Raw genomic sequence first — 16,999 nt, 5'->3', positions numbered from 1 at the left:
GCTCAGAAGCAGGCTGCTCAGAAACGTCGCAGAAGCCGGCCGCTCGGAGCCGGCCCCTCAGAGCAGCGAGAGCAGATGCTCCCTGCCCTCGGTGAGCAGCCCCGGCAGCTCCGCGGCGGTCGGGTACCACCGCTTCTCGTACTCCCAGCACACCCAGCCGCCCGGGTCCGCGAGCGCGAGGCACTCCGCGAGCGGCAGCACGCCCTGACCCAGGGGCAGCGGCGTCAGGTCCTCGCGGGAGGCCACGTCCTTGACCTGTACGTATCCGAGGAAGGGGCTCAGCGCCGCGTGGGTCGCCTCCGGCGCCTCGCCGCCCAGCCAGGTGTGCATCACGTCCCACAGCGCCCCGGCGTGCTTGTGACCGACCAGACCCAGCACCCGGGTGACATCGGCGCCCGTGCGGTGCGAGTCGTGCGTCTCCAGCAGGATGCGCACGCCGAGGTCGGCGGCGGTCTCCGCAGCGGCGGCGAGCCGGCGGGCGGCGATCGCGTCGGCCTGCGCCGGGTCCTGGTCGCCGCCGCCGGGGAACACCCGGACGAACGGCGCCCCGAGGTCCTTGGCCAGCCGGCCGAGCTCCTCCATCTCCTTGATCACGGGCTTGTCGTCACCCGGCGCGGCGATCCGCGCGTAGCCGGCGACGGTGAGGATCTCGACGCCCGCGCGCTCGAATTCCCTGACCGCCTCCGCCCGTTCGGTCGTGCCGATGCCGGGGTGCACCGGTTCCTCCGGATGGGCGCGCAGTTCCACGCCCTGGTATCCGCTGTCGGCGGCGAGCCTGGCCACCTCCGTCAGCGGCCTGCCCGGCACGCCGAGGGTCGAGAAGGCGAACTTCATCGATCCGTTCCTTCCTGAAGTGACAGCCGCCAGTCCTGGCCGACCAGATCCGCTCCGTACGAGCGGTGCGGCTTCTCGGCGACGAGCGTGAACCCGGCGCGCTGGTAGATCCGGCGGGCCGCGGTCAGTACGTCGTTGGTCCACAACACCATGTCCCGGTACCCGGCATCGCGCGCGAAATCCACGGCGGCGCGCACCAGCCGGTCGCCGAGGCCGTGCCCACGCGCCTCGGGCTCGACGAGCAGCAGCCGCAGACGGGCCGTGTCAGGGGCGTCGTCCCGTACGCACATCACCGAGCCGACCGGACGCCCGTCCGTCTCGGCGATCCACACCCGCTCCAGCCGGGGGTCGTGCTCCTGCGCGAAATCGGCGACGATCCGGGCCACCAGCCCCTCGAAGCCGGCGTCCCACCCGTACTCGGCGGCGTAGAGCGAGCCGTGCCGCTGGACGATCCACCCCAGGTCACCGGGGCCGGGATCCCGCAGGACCGGCTCGGCGGCGGAGCCGGGCCGTGCCTGCGACAGCAGCTCCCGTACGGTGCTCAGCGCTTCCGCGAGCCGGTCCCGGTCCCGCTCCGGCACGTCGGCGACCAGCGCGCCGACGGCTTGCCGGGACCGTTCGTCGAGCAGCGCGGCGGCCTTCCTGCCGCGGTCGGTGAGCGTGATCCGCTGGCGTCGCGGGTCCCGCTCGGAGGGGCCGCGGGCGACGAGCCCGTCGCGCTCGAATTTCGCGAGCAGCCGGCTCAGGTACCCGGCGTCGATCGACAGTTCGCCGCGCAGGTCGGCGGCGTCGGTCCGGGGGCTGTGCGCCAGCTCGTACAGGACACGGGACTCGGTGAGCGTGTACGGCGTGTACAGATGCTTGCCGTAGTCGAGCGCGCCGATGAGGTTGGTGTAGAAGCGGTTGAACGCGCGGATCTCTTGTATCGGCATGATCGGCTCCGGGGTCAGCGTTGACTCAGTCAACGCTAAGCCCGCACGGCCTGCCCTGCAAGGCCCCTGTCGGCTCCGCAGTGCCCCCGCTCCGCATCTCGGGGCGGCCGGTGACGATCAGCCACGCGGGAACGATTGATGGCCGCCGTCCTCGTCGCCGACCCGACCACGCCCACGAACACCGCGGGAAAGATCCGTCCGCCCTGGAAGCCGCACGAGGCGGCGACGACGAGCGCGGCCGGCTTCACCAGGGCGAGCAGCGCCAGGAGGCCCCGGCCGGGCTGCGTTCCTGCACCTTCCCGGTGTCACCGAGGGGCGCGGTGGTTTCAGTGCGCGGTCGTGCGGTCGTGATCCGACCCGCGTCCGTGATGGGAGGTCAGGGACCAGATGACGAACACGGCGATCGCGATGGACACCACCGCCCAGATCGGCTGGTACGGCAGCCACATGAACTGAAGGACGATGACCAGCGCGGCCAGCCCCACACCGAGGCCCCGCGCCCAGGCGGCTCCCTGGAGGATGCTCCAGCCGGTGACCGCCACCAGGATGCCGAGGATCAGATGGATCCAGCCCCAAGTGGTGAGATTGAACTTGAAGACGTAGTCGCCGACGCGCGTGTACACGTCGTCCTCGGCGATCGCGGCGATCCCGGACAGGATGCCGAAGACGCCTTCCACCAGCATCAGGACACCGGCGAACACCGTGCCGCCGGTGGCCCAGGCGGACCCGCCGCCTGTACGGGAGGAGGCGGTTCGGGTGCTTCGAGTGCTACTGGTCATGCTCGTTCTCCGTCCTCAGGGGCAGGAACCTCAGCGTCTGGTGGTGCCTGCCGGGCGGCGAGCGGTGTGGGCCGTTCGGGTGGTGCGGGGTGCGGTGCGGGACCGTCGGTACGGCAGGGCCGCCGACGGCCCCGCGCCGGGGCGGCCGGGCGCGGGACGCCCCGGCTGCCGGTGACCGAGAGCCGTGGGGACGGAGCCGACGGGTCACGCCGGAGCCGTCACCCGTGCCGTCACGCCGGTGCCGTCTCCCCCCGTGCCGTCACGCCCGTGGTGGCGCCGTCGAGTCCCGGGCCATCAGCTCCGCCGCGATCGAGGCGATGCCTCCGGGCGGCGGCGCCTCGTTGCCCATCGCCAGCCGGCCGGCGCGGGCCCCGGCCTCGAAGAGCGGGAGCCGGACGGTCGTGAGCGCCGGCACCGCGTCCACGGAGAAGGGCAGGTCGTCGAAGCCCGCGACCGAGATGTCGTGGGGGATCCGCAGGCCCTGGTCCCGCAGCGCCGCGCACGCGCCCAGCGCGACGGTGTCGTTCGCGGCGACGATCGCCGTCAGTTCCGGGTCCCTGCGCAGCAGTTCGAGGGTGGCGTCGTAGCCGGACCTGCGGTCGTACGGGCCGTGCACCGTGAGCCGTTCCTGCTCCGCCGTGTCCCCGCCCAGCCCGGCGGCGGCCATCGCCGCGCGGTGGCCCTCGAGCCGGTGGCGGGTCGTGGTGCGTTCCACGGGTCCGGCGACGTACCCGATGCGGCGGTGGCCGAGCGTGAGCAGGTGCTCGGTGAGCCGCCGTCCGCCGCCGCGGTTGTCGAAGGCGAGCGAGGCGACGACGGCGTCGCTGCCGGGCAGCGGCGGGCGGCCGCACAGCACGACCGTGGTCCCGGCGTCCGCGAGCCTGCTGAGTTTCGCGGTCATGGCGGCGATGTGGTCGGGGTCCTCCAGGGCGCCGCCGGTGAGGATCACGGCCGCCGCGCGCTGGCGCTGGAGCAGGGTGAGATAGGTCAGTTCACGTTCGGGGGAGCCGCCGGTGTTGCAGACGACGGCGAGCTTCTCGCCGCCCGCCCGGCCCGTACCCTCCTGCCCGCCGATCTCCGTCTGCGCCGCTCCGGCCATGATCCCGAAGAAGGGGTCGGCGATGTCGTTGACGAGGATGCCGACGAGGTCGGACGTGGCGGCGGCGAGTGAGCTCGCCGGGCCGTTGAGGACGTAGTCGAGCTCGTCCACCGCTCGCAGCACGCGCTCCCGCGTCGACGCGGCGACCGGGTAGTTGCCGTTCAGTACGCGGGAGACGGTCGCCGGGGACACCCGGGCGCGGGCCGCCACATCCGCCAGGGTGACTGTCATCGCTTTCCTCCGCGGGAGATGGAGCGGCCCCCTTGTCCAGGCCGCTGTCGGCAGGCTAGCTTCTTATCGCGTAGAAAGCGCTTGCTACGCTCATATCGAGGGAACTCGGAAGAACCGAGATGAAAGATGGAGGCACTTCGTGACACGCAGGACAGTGCGGATCGCCATGAACGGCGTCACAGGGCGGATGGGCTACCGCCAGCACCTGGTGCGCTCCATCCTGGCGATCCGCGAACAGGGCGGTCTCGACCTCGGCGACGGCGAGGTGCTCTGGCCGGAGCCGGTGCTCGTCGGCCGGCGCGAGCACGCACTGCGCGAGATCGCGGAACGGCACTCGATCACCGAGGTCTCGACCGACCTCGACGCCGTCCTCGCGGACGAGAGCATCGACATCTACTTCGACGCGCAGGTCACCTCCGCCCGCGTCGGTGCGCTGAAGAAGGCGATCGCGGCAGGTAAGCACCTGTACACCGAGAAGCCGACCGCCACCGACCTGGCCGGCGCGCTGGAACTCGCGCGCCTCGCCCAGGACAGGGGAATCAAGCACGGCGTCGTCCAGGACAAGATCTTCCTGCCGGGCCTGCTGAAGCTGAAGCGCCTCATCGACGGCGGCTTCTTCGGGCAGATCCTGTCCGTGCGGGGCGAGTTCGGCTACTGGGTCTTCGAGGGTGACTGGCAGGAGGCACAGCGCCCCAGCTGGAACTACCGCAGCGAGGACGGCGGAGGTATCACCGTCGACATGTTCCCGCACTGGGAGTACGTGCTGCACGAGCTGTTCGGCCGCGTCACCTCGGTCAGCGCACAGGTCGCGACCCACGTCCCGCAGCGCTGGGACGAGCAGGGCAAGCCCTACGCGGCGACCGCCGACGACGCCGCGTACGGCACCTTCCAGATCGAGGGCGGCGCGATCGCCCAGATCAACTCCTCCTGGGCGGTACGGGTCAACCGCGACGAGCTCGTCGAGTTCCAGGTCGACGGCACCCACGGCTCCGCGGTCGCCGGTCTGCGCAACTGCCGGGCCCAGCACCGCTCCGCCACCCCGAAGCCGGTGTGGAACCCGGACCTGCCGGTCACCGAGTCGTTCCGCGACCAGTGGCAGGAGATCCCGGACAACACCGACTTCGACAACGGTTTCAAGGCCCAGTGGGAGCTCTTCCTGCGCCACGTCGCCCTCGACGAGCCCTACCACTGGGACCTGATGGCCGGCGCGCGGGGCGTGCAGCTCGCCGAACTGGGCCTGCGTTCGTCGGCGGAGGGCCGGCGGCTCGAGGTGCCGGAGCTGTCGCTGTGACCATCCGACTCCCGCGGGCCGACGGCTCCTTGACCGCGTACGAGCCGCGCACCGAACCTCTGAGCTTCACGACCTCGGCTCCGCTCACCTCCCGTACGGTCTTCTCCGCCGCCCATGTCGTGGCCGACCCGTACGCCGACATCAGTCCCGACTCTCCCGCCGCCGTCGACTGGGACGCCACGCTCGCCTTCCGCCGCCACCTGTGGTCGCACGGGCTCGGCGTGGCGGAGGCCATGGACACCGCGCAGCGCGGGATGGGTCTCGACTGGGCGGGCGCGGCCGAGCTGATCCGGCGCTCGGCGGCCGAGGCGCAGGCGTTCGGCGGCAGGATCGCCTGCGGCGTCGGAACCGACCAGCTGACCGGGCCGGCGTCGCTCGCGTCGGTACGGTCGGCCTACGAGGAACAACTCGCCCTCGTCGAGTCCACGGGTGCGCAGGCGATCCTGATGGCCTCCCGGGCGCTGGCCGCGGCAGCGACGTCCGCCGAGGACTACCTGGACGTCTACGGCCACCTGCTGCGCCAGGCGTCGGAACCGGTGATCCTCCACTGGCTCGGCCCGATGTTCGACCCGGCGCTGGACGGCTACTGGGGCTCGCCCGACCTGGACGCCGCCACGGAGACCTTCCTCGAGGTCATCGCGGCCCACCCCGACAAGGTCGACGGAATCAAGATCTCGCTGCTGGACGCGCGGCGGGAGGTGGAACTGCGCCGGCGCCTGCCGCAGGGGGTGCGCTGCTACACCGGTGACGACTTCAACTACCCCGAACTGATCGCGGGGGAGGGTCCGGCGGCGGGAGGACGTTTCAGCCACGCCCTGCTCGGCATCTTCGACCCGCTGGGGCCGCTGGCGGCGGAGGCCGTACGGGTCCTGGACACGGGCGACACGGAGGGCTTCCGCAAGCTGCTCGACCCGACCGTGGAACTCTCCCGGCACCTGTTCCAGGCTCCGACGCGCTTCTACAAGACGGGCGTCGTGTTCCTCGCCTGGCTGGCCGGCCACCAGTCCCACTTCACGATGATCGGCGGCCTCCAGTCGGCGCGCTCGCTGCCGCATCTGGCCCGCGCGTACGAACTCGCCGACGGACTCGGCCTGTTCCCGGACCCGGCGCTGGCCGAGACCCGGATGAAGTCCCTGCTGAACGTCTACGGAGTCCCGCAGTGAATCCTCTCTCGCGCTTCAGCATCAACCAGATGACGGTCAAGCAGCTGTCCCTGCCCGAGCTGGCGGAGGCGTGCGTCCGGCTCGGCGTCCCGGCCGTGGGCCTGTGGCGCGAACCGGTCGCCGAGTACGGGCTGGACGCCACGGCAAAGCTCGTACGGGACGCGGGCCTCGCGGTCACGTCCCTGTGCCGGGGCGGCTTCCTCACAGCTCTCGACCCGGCCGAACGCGCCCGCGCGCTGGACGACAACCGCGCCGCGATCGACGAGGCGGCGACGCTGGGTACGGACACGCTGGTCATGGTCTCGGGCGGCCTCCCGGCGGGCAGCCGCGACCTGGTCGCGGCCCGGGAACGCATCGCGGACGCTCTGGCCTCGCTCGCGCCCTACGCGGCCGAACGCGGCGTCCGTCTCGCCATCGAGCCCCTGCATCCGATGTTCGCCTCGGACCGCTGCGTGGTCTCGACGCTGGACCAGGCCCTCGACCTCGCGGAACGCTTCCCGGCCGACCAGGTGGGCGTGGTCGTGGACACGTACCACATCTGGTGGGACGACCGGGCTCCCGCGGCGGTCGCCCGCGCGGGAGCCGCGGGCCGCATCCACTCCTTCCAACTGGCCGACTGGACCACCCCGCTGCCCGCCGGTGTCCTCAACGGCCGCGGCCAGCTCGGCGACGGCGCGATCGACATGCGCGAGTGGCGCGAGCGGCTGGAGTCGGCCGGCTGGACGGGCTTCATCGAGGTGGAGCTGTTCAACGACGGGTTGTGGGCCCGGGACGGGATGGAGGTTCTGGAGGAGACGGCGGGGAGGTTCGCGTCGGAGGCGTTCTGAGCGCCGGCCGCGGGGCGTTGCGCCGGCACGTCGTCGGCCGACGGCTGACCGGCTGACGGCGGTTGAAGAGGCTGTCGAGCGTTGCTGCGGCAGAGTCGACCTCGTCCTTCATGAAGCCGGTCCTGAACCGCAGTTCCGGCTCGCACAGGGTGGCAACTGCCACGTCGATCAACGGTCTCCACAGTCGTGCCGTCGCCTTGGGGAGTTCTCGTGTCGGCCGCGTCTGGCGGCCGCCACGAACGTCGACCAGTCGCCTGCCGCGAACACCACGGCGCGGATGAGTGGGGCGCCCGCGCGAGAATGGTGAAGCTGCTGCCCTGACCGGTCCGGAGGGCAAGCCCGGTTGCGTCATCGGCGATGGCACCGGCCACATGAAGCCGGTGGCCGAGGGCGCCGTGAGGGGGAGGCGGTCCGGCGTGGGCGTGGTGATGTGTTCCGTGGCGCCGGGCGCGCCTGTGGCGCTCCGCGGGCCCGTGCGGAAAGAAGTCCTCCGACGCTGACATAGACGCGGGCGTCGTCCTCCGTCTGAGACGTGAAGGCAACACCGACCACGCACACGAACAGCGGAGGACCGATGAAGACGAAGAGGCTCGTCATGGCAGGGGTCATGGCGATGGCTCTCGCGGGCGGCGCAGGGACGGCGCTCGCCCTGGGCGACGGCGCGGCGCAGACCACGACGGCCGCGGCCGACGGCACCGGCAGCGTGACGCCCGCCGCGACCGCGACCGAGGCGGCGACCGAGACCGCGGCCGTGACCACGGCCGGGACAGGCCCGCGCGTCGTGCAGCCGTACCAGCCCGTGGAGATAGGCCAGGGCGCGAAGATGGGGCTGCTGCCGCAGGGCAGGCAGAACTATGTCGTGGCCTGGGAGGACTTCGAGGGCTCCGTCGAGCGGGCCAAGGCGTACGTCGGGGACAGCATCCGCCCGAACAGTCTCAGCGGCGGGCTGCAGACCGACGGGGACGACGCCCTGTTCACGGGCGCCTTCCGCACCGACACGGTGCCTTCGCGCATCACCGTCCGCGTCGGCACCGGCCCCGAGCAGGCCGCGGGCATGCTGATGCTGCCGGGTGAGCCGGGCTGGGGCTCGTACTACCTGGACGCGGCGGGCGCGGGGCGACCCGAGGAGACCGTCAAGGTGACCGCGTACGGGGCGGACGGTGAGGTGCTCGCCACTCTGTCGTTCGAGCCCTTCCTGGCCGGCCGCTGACAGTCCCCCCCGCAGGGCGGCCATGTCACGCTGTTGCGCCGGCAACGAGGGAGCGGCACAACAGCGTGGCGTGCGCCGCGCGCGGACGGCGAACACGAGGACTCGCTTGAAGACGAGCGCGGAGGCGGAGTTCCGGGCGTTCGTGGTCAGCCGCTGGCCACGCATGCTCCGTACCGCCCATCTGCTGACCGGACATCACCACGACGCGGAGGACCTGGTGCAGGCGGCCCTGGCCAAGGCGTATGTGAAGTGGGAACGCGTACAAGGGGCCGACGACCCCGACTCCTACGTGTGGCGCATCATGATCAACGCCAACGTGGACCGGCTGCGGCGCATCCGGCTGCGCGAGTGGCTCACCACCCGCTTCCCGGAGACCGCCGCCCCGGACCGGACCGACGCCGTGACACAGCGGGGGGCCGTGATGGAGGCGCTCGGCCAACTGCCGCCGAAGCAGCGGGCGGTGGTCGTACTGCGCTATCTGGAGGACCGCAGCGAGAGCGACGTGGCCCGGCTGCTCGGCACCGGGATCGGTACGGTGCGCAGTCATACGGCACGCGCGCTGAAGAAGCTGCGCGAGCATCCGGGCATCGTCCCGGCGCACATGACGGGGGAGCGGCTGCCGTGAACGAGGACGACATGCGACTCGTCGACGCGCTGCGCCGCGAGGCGGACGCCGTGCGCGTGGGCCCGCCGCCGGTGGACGAGGTGCTGCGCCGGGGAAGGGCGGCGCGGCGGCGCCGTACCGCAGCCGTCGCGGGCGCGGTCACCGTGATCGCCGGCGTGCTCGCGCTCGTGCCCCTGAGCGGCCGGTCACCGCACCCGGCCCCGCCCCCGCCGGCGACGGCACCGCCGGTCACCTCCACTCCCGCGAGCATCCGGACGGTACAGCCGTACGAACCGGTGGCCCTCGGCCACGGCATCGGCATGGCACTGCTGCCGGACGGCCGGCAGAACTACGTCGTCGGCCCGGGCGACCTCACCGCCGCGATCGACGACGCCCGCTCCTACACCGGGGACAGCATCCGCGACGGCAGCCTCAGCTCCGGGAGGGACATCGACCCCGGACACGTCCTGTACCGGGGCGCGTTCCGCACCGACACGGTCCCGTCCCGGATCGAGGTCCGCCTCGACTCGGGCGAGCGGTTCGCGGCGTCCGTGCTCCGTCTGCAGGGCGACCCGGGCTGGGGAACGTACTACGCCTTCGCCGACCCTGCCCGGGGCACGGAGGGCTGGACGGTCACCGCGTACGCGGCGGACGGCGGTGTCTTGGTGGAGCAGCACTTCGCGCACACGGATGCTCCCTGAAGGCCACCGCACCAGGCACGCGCGGGAGGAGCCGTCGTGGCCGGAACCGATCCCGGGAACATGGCGGAAATTACTCCGCGCGATCATGCAACCATCTTTGCGTCACCGGAGTCGTATGTGTCGTCAAGGCTTCGGGGCGGCGCATCCGGGGGGACGGCGCCGGGCCTTGGCGGGGGGAGCGTATGGGGCCCGGTCATTGACCGGGCCCCCTCTTCGTGGCGGGCGGGGCGCGGCGACCACCGTTGGCCGCCGTGGGACGGCGAGCAGTCGGCCTGCTCGGCCGGAAGCGGGGTTGTCCACAGGCCGCCCGCGCTGTCGGAGCGCGGCGATAACGTCGGGGCATGTCCAATCCGGTCGCGTTCCAACCCGCTGTGCTCGAAGGCGTGCTCGAGCGGATCACGTACGCCAACGAGGAGAACGGCTACACGGTCGCCCGCGTCGACACCGGCCGTGGCGGCGACCTGCTCACCGTCGTCGGTTCGCTGCTCGGCGCGCAGGTCGGTGAGTCGCTGCGGATGGAGGGCCGTTGGGGCTCCCACCCGCAGTACGGCAAGCAGTTCACCGTGGAGAACTACACCACCGTCCTGCCGGCCACCATCCAGGGCATACGGCGTTATCTGGGCTCCGGTCTGATCAAGGGGATCGGGCCGAGGATCGCCGAGCGGATCGTCGACCACTTCGGCACGGACACCCTCGATGTCATCGAGCAGGAGCCGAAGCGGCTCATCGAGGTGCCGGGCCTCGGGCCGAAGCGGACGAAGATGATCGGCGTGGCCTGGGAGGAGCAGAAGGCCATCAAGGAGGTCATGGTCTTCCTCCAAGGGGTGGGCGTCTCGACGTCGATCGCCGTGCGGATCTACAAGAAGTACGAGGACGCCTCCATCTCGGTCGTGCGGAACCAGCCGTACCGCCTGGCCGCCGATGTGTGGGGCATCGGGTTCCTGACCGCCGACAAGATCGCGCAAGCGGTCGGCATACCCCACGACAGCCCCGAGCGGGTCAAGGCAGGCCTGCAGTACGCCCTGTCCCGGTCGACGGACCAGGGGCACTGCTTCCTGCCGGAGGAGCAGCTGATCGGCGACGCGGTGAAGCTGCTCCAGGTCGACACCGGTCTTGTCATCGAGTGCCTCGCGGAGCTCGCGGCCGACGAGGAGGGCGTCGTACGGGAGCAGGTGCCGGGACCGGAGGGGGGAGAGCCCGTGACGGCCGTGTACCTGGTGCCTTTCCACCGCGCCGAGCTGTCCCTCGCGGGGCAGGTGCGGCGGCTGCTGACCGCGGAGGACGACCGGATGCCCGCCTTCCGGGACGTCGCCTGGGACAAGGCGCTGGCGTGGCTCGCGGACCGCACAGGCGCCAAGCTGGCGCCCGAACAGGAGGCGGCCGTCAGGCTGGCCCTGACCGCCAAGGTCGCCGTGCTGACGGGCGGCCCCGGCTGCGGCAAGTCGTTCACGGTCCGCTCCATCGTCGAACTGGCCCGCGCCAAGAAGGCCAAAGTGGTGCTCGCCGCTCCCACCGGCCGCGCGGCGAAGCGGCTCGCCGAGCTCACCGGCGCCGAGGCGTCGACCGTGCACCGGCTGCTCGAGCTCAAGCCCGGCGGGGACGCGGCGTACGACAGGGACCGGCCGCTGGACGCGGACCTGGTCGTCGTCGACGAGGCGTCGATGCTCGACCTGCTGCTGGCCAACAAGCTGGTCAAGGCCGTGGCGCCGGGCGCGCACCTGCTGCTGGTGGGGGACGTGGACCAGCTGCCGAGCGTCGGCGCGGGGGAGGTGCTGCGGGACCTGCTGGCGGACGGCGGTCCGGTGCCGAGTGTGCGTCTGACGCGGATCTTCCGGCAGGCGCAGCAGTCCGGTGTCATCACCAACGCCCACCGGATCAACACCGGTCTGCCGCCCATCACTTCGGGCCTCCCGGACTTCTTCCTGTTCGTGGAGGAGGAGACCGAGGACGCGGGCAGAGTGACCGTCGACGTGGCGGCCCGCCGGATCCCGGCGAAGTTCGGGCTCGATCCGCGCCGCGATGTGCAGGTCCTCGCGCCGATGCACCGCGGCCCGGCCGGCGCGGGGACGCTCAACGGGCTGCTTCAGCAGGCGATCACCCCGGCGCGGCCGGACCTCCCGGAGAAGCGGTTCGGCGGCCGGGTCTTCCGTGTCGGCGACAAGGTCACCCAGATCCGTAACAATTATGAGAAAGGGCGCAACGGCGTCTTCAACGGCACGGTCGGTGTCGTCACGGCGCTGCACATGGACGACCAGCGGCTGACCGTGCTGACGGACGAGGACGAGGAGGTCCCGTACGACTTCGACGAGCTGGACGAGCTGGCGCACGCGTACGCGGTGACCATCCACCGCTCGCAGGGCAGTGAGTATCCGGCGGTGGTGATCCCGGTCACCACGGGGGCGTGGATGATGCTCCAGCGGAATCTGCTGTACACGGCCGTCACCCGCGCGAAGAGGCTCGTGGTCCTGGTCGGGTCCCGTAAGGCGATAGGCCAGGCGGTCAGGACCGTTTCCGCAGGCAGGCGCTGCACGGGCCTCGCGCACCGCCTCGCCGTGTGAGCCGGCCGGCGGGCCGGGCACCGAGGGCGGCGCGGTTCGAGCGGCGACGGGCGTGGGAAACACCACCCCACCCCCACCCCGGCTTCCAGAAGCGGGGCGAAGGGGGCAAGATGAGCAGGTTGGCGGCACTGAGTGCCGCCGATAGGCCCAATGGTCGACCCCGAGTGCACTCTCCTGAGCCAAATGGGGGATGGTAGAGACAGTCAGGGCACCTCGAAGAAGAGGCACTACGTCGGTGAGGGATGACGTGAGCGACAACTCTGTAGTACTGCGGTACGCGGACGGTGAATACACCTACCCGGTGGTCGACAGCACCGTCGGTGACAAGGGCTTCGACATCGGGAAGCTCCGAGCCCAGACCGGTCTGGTCACCCTGGACAGCGGATACGGCAACACCGCCGCCTATAAATCCGCGATCACCTACCTCGACGGCGAGCAGGGCATTCTGCGCTACCGCGGTTACCCGATCGAGCAGCTGGCCGAGCGCTCCACCTTCCTCGAGGTGGCGTCCCTGCTGATCAACGGTGAGCTTCCGACCGTCGACGAGCTCGCCACCTTCAAGGGCGAGATCACGCAGCACACGCTGCTGCACGAGGACGTCAAGCGCTTCTTCCAGGGCTTCCCGCGCGACGCCCACCCGATGGCCATGCTGTCGTCCGTGGTCAGTGCGCTGTCGACCTTCTACCAGGACAGCCACAACCCGTTCGACGAGACGCAGCGCCACCTCTCGACGATCCGGCTGCTCGCCAAGCTGCCGACGATCGCGGCGTACGCATACAAGAAGTCGATCGGCCACCCCTTCGTCTACCCGCGCAACGACCTCGGTTACGTGGAGAACTTCCTGCGCATGACCTTCTCGGTCCCGGCGCAGGAGTACGAGCTCGACCCGGTCGTCGTCTCGGCGCTCGACAAGCTGCTGATCCTGCACGCGGACCACGAGCAGAACTGCTCCACGTCCACCGTGCGTCTGGTCGGCTCCTCGCAGGCGAACATGTTCGCCTCGATCTCCGCCGGCATCAGCGCCCTGTGGGGCCCGCTGCACGGTGGCGCCAACCAGTCGGTGCTGGAGATGCTCGAGGGTATCCAGGCCAACGGCGGCGATGTCGACTCCTTCATCCGCAAGGTGAAGAACAAGGAGGACGGCGTCCGTCTGATGGGCTTCGGCCACCGGGTCTACAAGAGCTTCGACCCGCGCGCGAAGATCATCAAGGCCGCGGCGCACGATGTCCTCTCGGCGCTCGGCAAGTCCGACGAGCTGCTCGACATCGCGCTGAAGCTCGAGGAGCACGCGCTCTCCGACGACTACTTCGTCTCGCGCAACCTCTACCCGAACGTGGACTTCTACACGGGTCTGATCTACCGCGCCATGGGCTTCCCGACCGAGATGTTCACCGTGCTGTTCGCGCTCGGCCGGCTTCCCGGCTGGATCGCCCAGTGGCACGAGATGATCAAGGAGCCCGGTTCCCGCATCGGCCGTCCGCGCCAGATCTACACCGGCGAGGTCCTGCGCGACTTCGTCCCGGTCGAGGCTCGCTGATCACTTTTCTGTCCGGGCGGGGGGCCATGGCCCCACCGCCCCGACAGCGGAAAGCGCCCCGCCGCCGATCCCCCCACGGGTCGGCGGGCGGGGCGCTTCCCATATCCCCGACAGCGGATTCCCCCCACGGGATCCGGCCGGGCGTCTGCCGCGCGCAATGCTCCGCACGCGGTATGCCGGGGTACGTACGGGAGGGCCGCTCAAAGCTCCCCGGTGCACGTGCCCCGGCCAACGCTTGCCTCTGGGACGTCCCCCAAGACATCCCATGAACGTCCCCCAAGACGTTCTCGGCATCGACCACTTAGACTCGCGACGAGCCTGAATGGTTACCCCTAAATATCTGTGATCTAGGTCTCGTTGTGAAGGTCTTGTGACCTGTTTGTAGTCACGAGAAGGAGCGCAGCCGCAGGCTGTTGAACACCACAAAGACGGACGAAAAGGCCATGGCAAAGCCTGCGATCATGGGGTTGAGCAGGCCGGATGCCGCCAGCGGCAGTGCCGCCACGTTGTAGCCAAAGGCCCAGTAAAGATTGCCTTTGATCGTGGCCAGAGTCCGTCGTGCGAGACGGATCGCGTCAGCCGCGACACGGAGGTCACCCCTCACCAGAGTGAGGTCTCCCGCCTCGATGGCCACATCCGTCCCGGTGCCCATCGCCAGGCCCAGATCCGCCGTGGCCAGCGCTGCCGCGTCGTTCACGCCGTCGCCGACCATCGCGACGGTGCGGCCCCGCGCCTGAAGCCGTTCGACCAAGGACACCTTCTCCTCGGGCATGACCTCCGCGTACACCTCCTCCACGCCCACCTCGGCCGCCACCTTTTCGGCCACGGCCCTGGTGTCGCCGGTCAGCAGTACGGGGGTGAGGCCGAGGGCCCGCAGCTCCCGTACGGCCTCGGCGCTGGTGTCCTTGACCGCGTCGGCGACGGTGAGGACGCCGAGGGCCTTGCCGTCCCGCGCGGCGAACACGGCCGTGCGGCCGCTGTCGCCGGCCGCCGTGCGCAGGAGCTCCTGGGGCAGCTCGACCCCGGCCTCCTCCAGCAGTCGTGCCCGGCCGGCCAGCACCTCGTGACCCTCGACCACGCCGCGCACCCCGAGGCCCGGCACGTTCACGAAGTCCTCGGCGGCGGGCAGCCGGCCCTCGACGCGTGCCGCCGCGCCCTCGGCCACCGCCCGCGCGACGGGATGCTCGGAGGCCTGCTCCAGAGCGCCGGCGAGGCGCAGCAGTTCCGTGGCGTCGGCGGTTTCCGCCGGATGCACACCCTGAAGGGTCATCCGGCCCGTCGTGACGGTCCCGGTCTTGTCCAGGACCACGGTGTCGACCCTGCGGGTGGACTCCAGCACCTCGGGCCCCTTGATGAGGATCCCCAGCTGCGCGCCCCGCCCGGTGCCCACCATCAGCGCCGTCGGTGTGGCGAGTCCCAGGGCGCACGGACAGGCGATGATCAGCACCGCCACGGCGGCGGTGAAGGCGGCCGTCGTGTCACCGGTCGCCCCCAGCCATCCGCCGAGTGTGGCGGCGGCGATCAGCAGGACGACGGGTACGAAGACCGCCGAGATCCGGTCGGCCAGCCGCTGCACCTGCGCCTTGCCGTTCTGGGCGTCCTCCACGAGCTTCGCCATCCGGGCGAGCCGGGTGTCCGCGCCGACGGAGGTGGCCTCGACGACGAGGCGGCCGGCGGTGTTGAGGGTCGCGCCGGTGACCGGTTCGCCCGGCCACACGTCGACAGGTACCGACTCGCCGCTGAGCATCGAGGCGTCGACGGCGGAGGCGCCCTCCACGACGATGCCGTCCGTGGCGATCTTCTCCCCGGGCCGCACGACGAACCGGTCCCCGACGGCGAGCCGGTCGACCGGTACGCGTACCTCCGTGCCGTCCCGCAGGACGGCGACGTCCTTGGCGCCCATGTCCATCAGCGCCCGCAGAGCGGCGCCCGACTGCCGCTTGGAGCGGGCCTCCAGGTAGCGGCCGAGCAGGATGAAGACGGTCACGCCGGCGGCGACCTCGAGATAGATCGCAGACGCGCCGTCCGTGCGGCCGACTGTGAGGTCGAAGCCGTGGCGCATCCCGGGCATGCCCGCGGTGCCGAAGAACAGCGCCCACAGCGACCAGCCGAAGGCGGCCAGCGTGCCGGTGGACACCAGGGTGTCCATCGTGGCGGCGCCGTGGCGCAGATTGGTCCACGCGGCGCGGTGGAAGGGCAGGGCGCCCCAGACCACCACGGGCGCGGCGAGTGTCAGTGAGAGCCACTGCCAGTTGTCGAACTGAAGGGGGGCGATCATCGACATCAGCACGACCGGCGCGGCGAGCAGCGCGGAGACCACGAGCCGTCGCCGCAGGGCGTCCTGCGCGGTGGCGGGGCCGGTGCCGGGCTCCGGGCCGACGGGGTGCGCCGGATCCGGCGCGGGAGCGGGCGGCGGTGGCTCCTCGGCGGTGTAGCCGGTCTTCACCACGGTCGCGATCAGGTCCGCGACCTCCGTGCCCGCCGGGTAAGAGACGCGCGCCTTCTCCGTGGCGTAGTTGACCGTGGCGGTGACGCCGTCCATGCGGTTCAGCTTCTTCTCGACGCGAGCCGCACAGGACGCACAGGTCATGCCGCCGATGGTGAGCTCTACCTCGGATGTTTCCACGCTCAGGACTCCACGCGCTCGGCCGGGCCGTTACCCCACCAGTATCCGGCCCGGCCGGAGACCGATGGCGTGCGGCCCGGCCGTGACGGCGCCGGGGAGGCGGTGACGCTCAGGCCCGGCCCACCAGCTCGTAGCCGGCCTCGTCGACGGCGGCGCGAACGGCGGCTTCGTCCAGCGGGGCCTTGGAGACCACGGTGACCTGGCCGGTGGCGGCGACGGCCGTCACGGAGCTGACGCCGGGGATCTCGGAGATCTCACCGCTGACGGCGCCTTCACAGTGGCCGCAGGTCATACCGGTCACCTGGTAGACGGTGGTGATGCCGTCGCCCTGCGCCTGCGCTGCGGAGTCGTGGCAGGACCCGGTGGACGAGCAGCAGGAGCCGGTCGCCGCGGTGTCCTCGATCTCGAGGCCGGCCTTCGTCTCGGCGGTCATGGCGTTCTCCGTTTCGGTGGTTCGACGCACGCGCGGGTGCGTGCGTACGGACATGGTGCCCCGGAGGGTGCGGCGGATGTCGCAACCTCCGGCGCCATGCGTCCACTATACCCCTAGGGGGTATGGATGCGGTAGCGCCGCGCTGTGGAGGACGGTTCGGATTCAGCGGAAGTG

General features: G+C 71.1%; 14 protein-coding genes. 8 read left to right on the top strand and 6 right to left on the bottom strand.

Annotated elements, in window-relative coordinates; all coding sequences use genetic code 11:
* Positions 1 to 57: 57 nt before the first annotated feature.
* The 4 genes from ACWGH4_RS14945 to ACWGH4_RS14930 form a co-directional block, all read right to left on the bottom strand.
* Positions 58 to 834 (bottom strand): sugar phosphate isomerase/epimerase family protein, encoded by a 777-nt coding sequence (locus ACWGH4_RS14945; protein ID WP_453460255.1) that lies wholly within the window; start codon positions 832 to 834, stop codon positions 58 to 60.
* Positions 831 to 1,766, bottom strand: a complete 936-nt coding sequence (locus ACWGH4_RS14940; protein ID WP_453460253.1) for a bifunctional helix-turn-helix transcriptional regulator/GNAT family N-acetyltransferase — start codon at positions 1,764 to 1,766, stop codon at positions 831 to 833. Before ACWGH4_RS14940 ends, ACWGH4_RS14945 begins: the two co-directional genes overlap by 4 nt.
* 326 nt (positions 1,767 to 2,092) lie before the next feature.
* Positions 2,093 to 2,545 (bottom strand): DUF7144 family membrane protein, encoded by a 453-nt coding sequence (locus tag ACWGH4_RS14935; RefSeq protein WP_453460250.1) that lies wholly within the window; start codon positions 2,543 to 2,545, stop codon positions 2,093 to 2,095.
* A gap of 259 nt (positions 2,546 to 2,804) precedes the next feature.
* Entirely contained in the window at positions 2,805 to 3,875 is a 1,071-nt protein-coding gene (locus tag ACWGH4_RS14930; RefSeq protein ID WP_364588585.1) for a LacI family DNA-binding transcriptional regulator, read from the bottom strand.
* A gap of 139 nt (positions 3,876 to 4,014) precedes the next feature.
* Here ACWGH4_RS14930 and ACWGH4_RS14925 point away from each other — a divergent pair, with 139 nt between their 5' ends.
* From ACWGH4_RS14925 to ACWGH4_RS14890, 8 genes are all read left to right on the top strand, one after another.
* Positions 4,015 to 5,166, top strand: coding sequence for a Gfo/Idh/MocA family protein (locus ACWGH4_RS14925; RefSeq protein ID WP_453460248.1), 1,152 nt, complete (start codon positions 4,015 to 4,017; stop codon positions 5,164 to 5,166).
* Positions 5,163 to 6,329 carry a dihydrodipicolinate synthase family protein gene (locus ACWGH4_RS14920; protein ID WP_453460246.1) on the top strand — a complete coding sequence of 389 codons (1,167 nt, stop codon included), beginning with the start codon at positions 5,163 to 5,165 and terminating at the stop codon, positions 6,327 to 6,329. The genes ACWGH4_RS14925 and ACWGH4_RS14920 overlap by 4 nt, the downstream gene beginning before the upstream one ends.
* Complete coding sequence (locus ACWGH4_RS14915; protein WP_453460244.1) at positions 6,326 to 7,156, top strand: sugar phosphate isomerase/epimerase family protein; 831 nt, start codon at positions 6,326 to 6,328, stop codon at positions 7,154 to 7,156. Before ACWGH4_RS14920 ends, ACWGH4_RS14915 begins: the two co-directional genes overlap by 4 nt.
* A 574-nt stretch (positions 7,157 to 7,730) precedes the next feature.
* Positions 7,731 to 8,366, top strand: a complete 636-nt coding sequence (locus ACWGH4_RS14910) for a hypothetical protein (RefSeq protein ID WP_453460241.1) — start codon at positions 7,731 to 7,733, stop codon at positions 8,364 to 8,366.
* Positions 8,367 to 8,472: 106 nt separating this feature from the next.
* On the top strand, positions 8,473 to 8,991 hold the full coding sequence (locus ACWGH4_RS14905; protein WP_453460238.1) for a SigE family RNA polymerase sigma factor: 519 nt from the start codon (positions 8,473 to 8,475) through the stop codon (positions 8,989 to 8,991).
* Positions 8,988 to 9,671: a hypothetical protein gene (locus ACWGH4_RS14900; protein ID WP_453460236.1), complete on the top strand. Its 684-nt coding sequence runs from the start codon at positions 8,988 to 8,990 to the stop codon at positions 9,669 to 9,671. Before ACWGH4_RS14905 ends, ACWGH4_RS14900 begins: the two co-directional genes overlap by 4 nt.
* 341 nt (positions 9,672 to 10,012) lie before the next feature.
* Entirely contained in the window at positions 10,013 to 12,229 is a 2,217-nt protein-coding gene (gene recD2, locus ACWGH4_RS14895) for an SF1B family DNA helicase RecD2 (RefSeq protein WP_441263096.1), read from the top strand.
* Between the two features lie 247 nt (positions 12,230 to 12,476).
* On the top strand, positions 12,477 to 13,766 hold the full coding sequence (locus tag ACWGH4_RS14890) for a citrate synthase (RefSeq protein WP_453460233.1): 1,290 nt from the start codon (positions 12,477 to 12,479) through the stop codon (positions 13,764 to 13,766).
* 385 nt (positions 13,767 to 14,151) lie between these two features.
* Here the strand turns inward: ACWGH4_RS14890 and ACWGH4_RS14885 are convergent, their stop codons facing one another.
* Positions 14,152 to 16,356, bottom strand: coding sequence for a heavy metal translocating P-type ATPase (locus tag ACWGH4_RS14885; RefSeq protein ID WP_441263179.1), 2,205 nt, complete (start codon positions 16,354 to 16,356; stop codon positions 14,152 to 14,154).
* A gap of 145 nt (positions 16,357 to 16,501) precedes the next feature.
* Positions 16,502 to 16,825, bottom strand: a complete 324-nt coding sequence (locus ACWGH4_RS14880; RefSeq protein ID WP_453460230.1) for a heavy-metal-associated domain-containing protein — start codon at positions 16,823 to 16,825, stop codon at positions 16,502 to 16,504.
* Between the last annotated feature and the right edge of the window lie 174 nt (positions 16,826 to 16,999).

Source organism: Streptomyces sp. NPDC054847 (assembly GCF_053610925.1).
The sequence above is the reverse complement of the archived record's forward strand: the minus strand, read 5'-3'. Positions and strand labels throughout refer to the sequence as shown.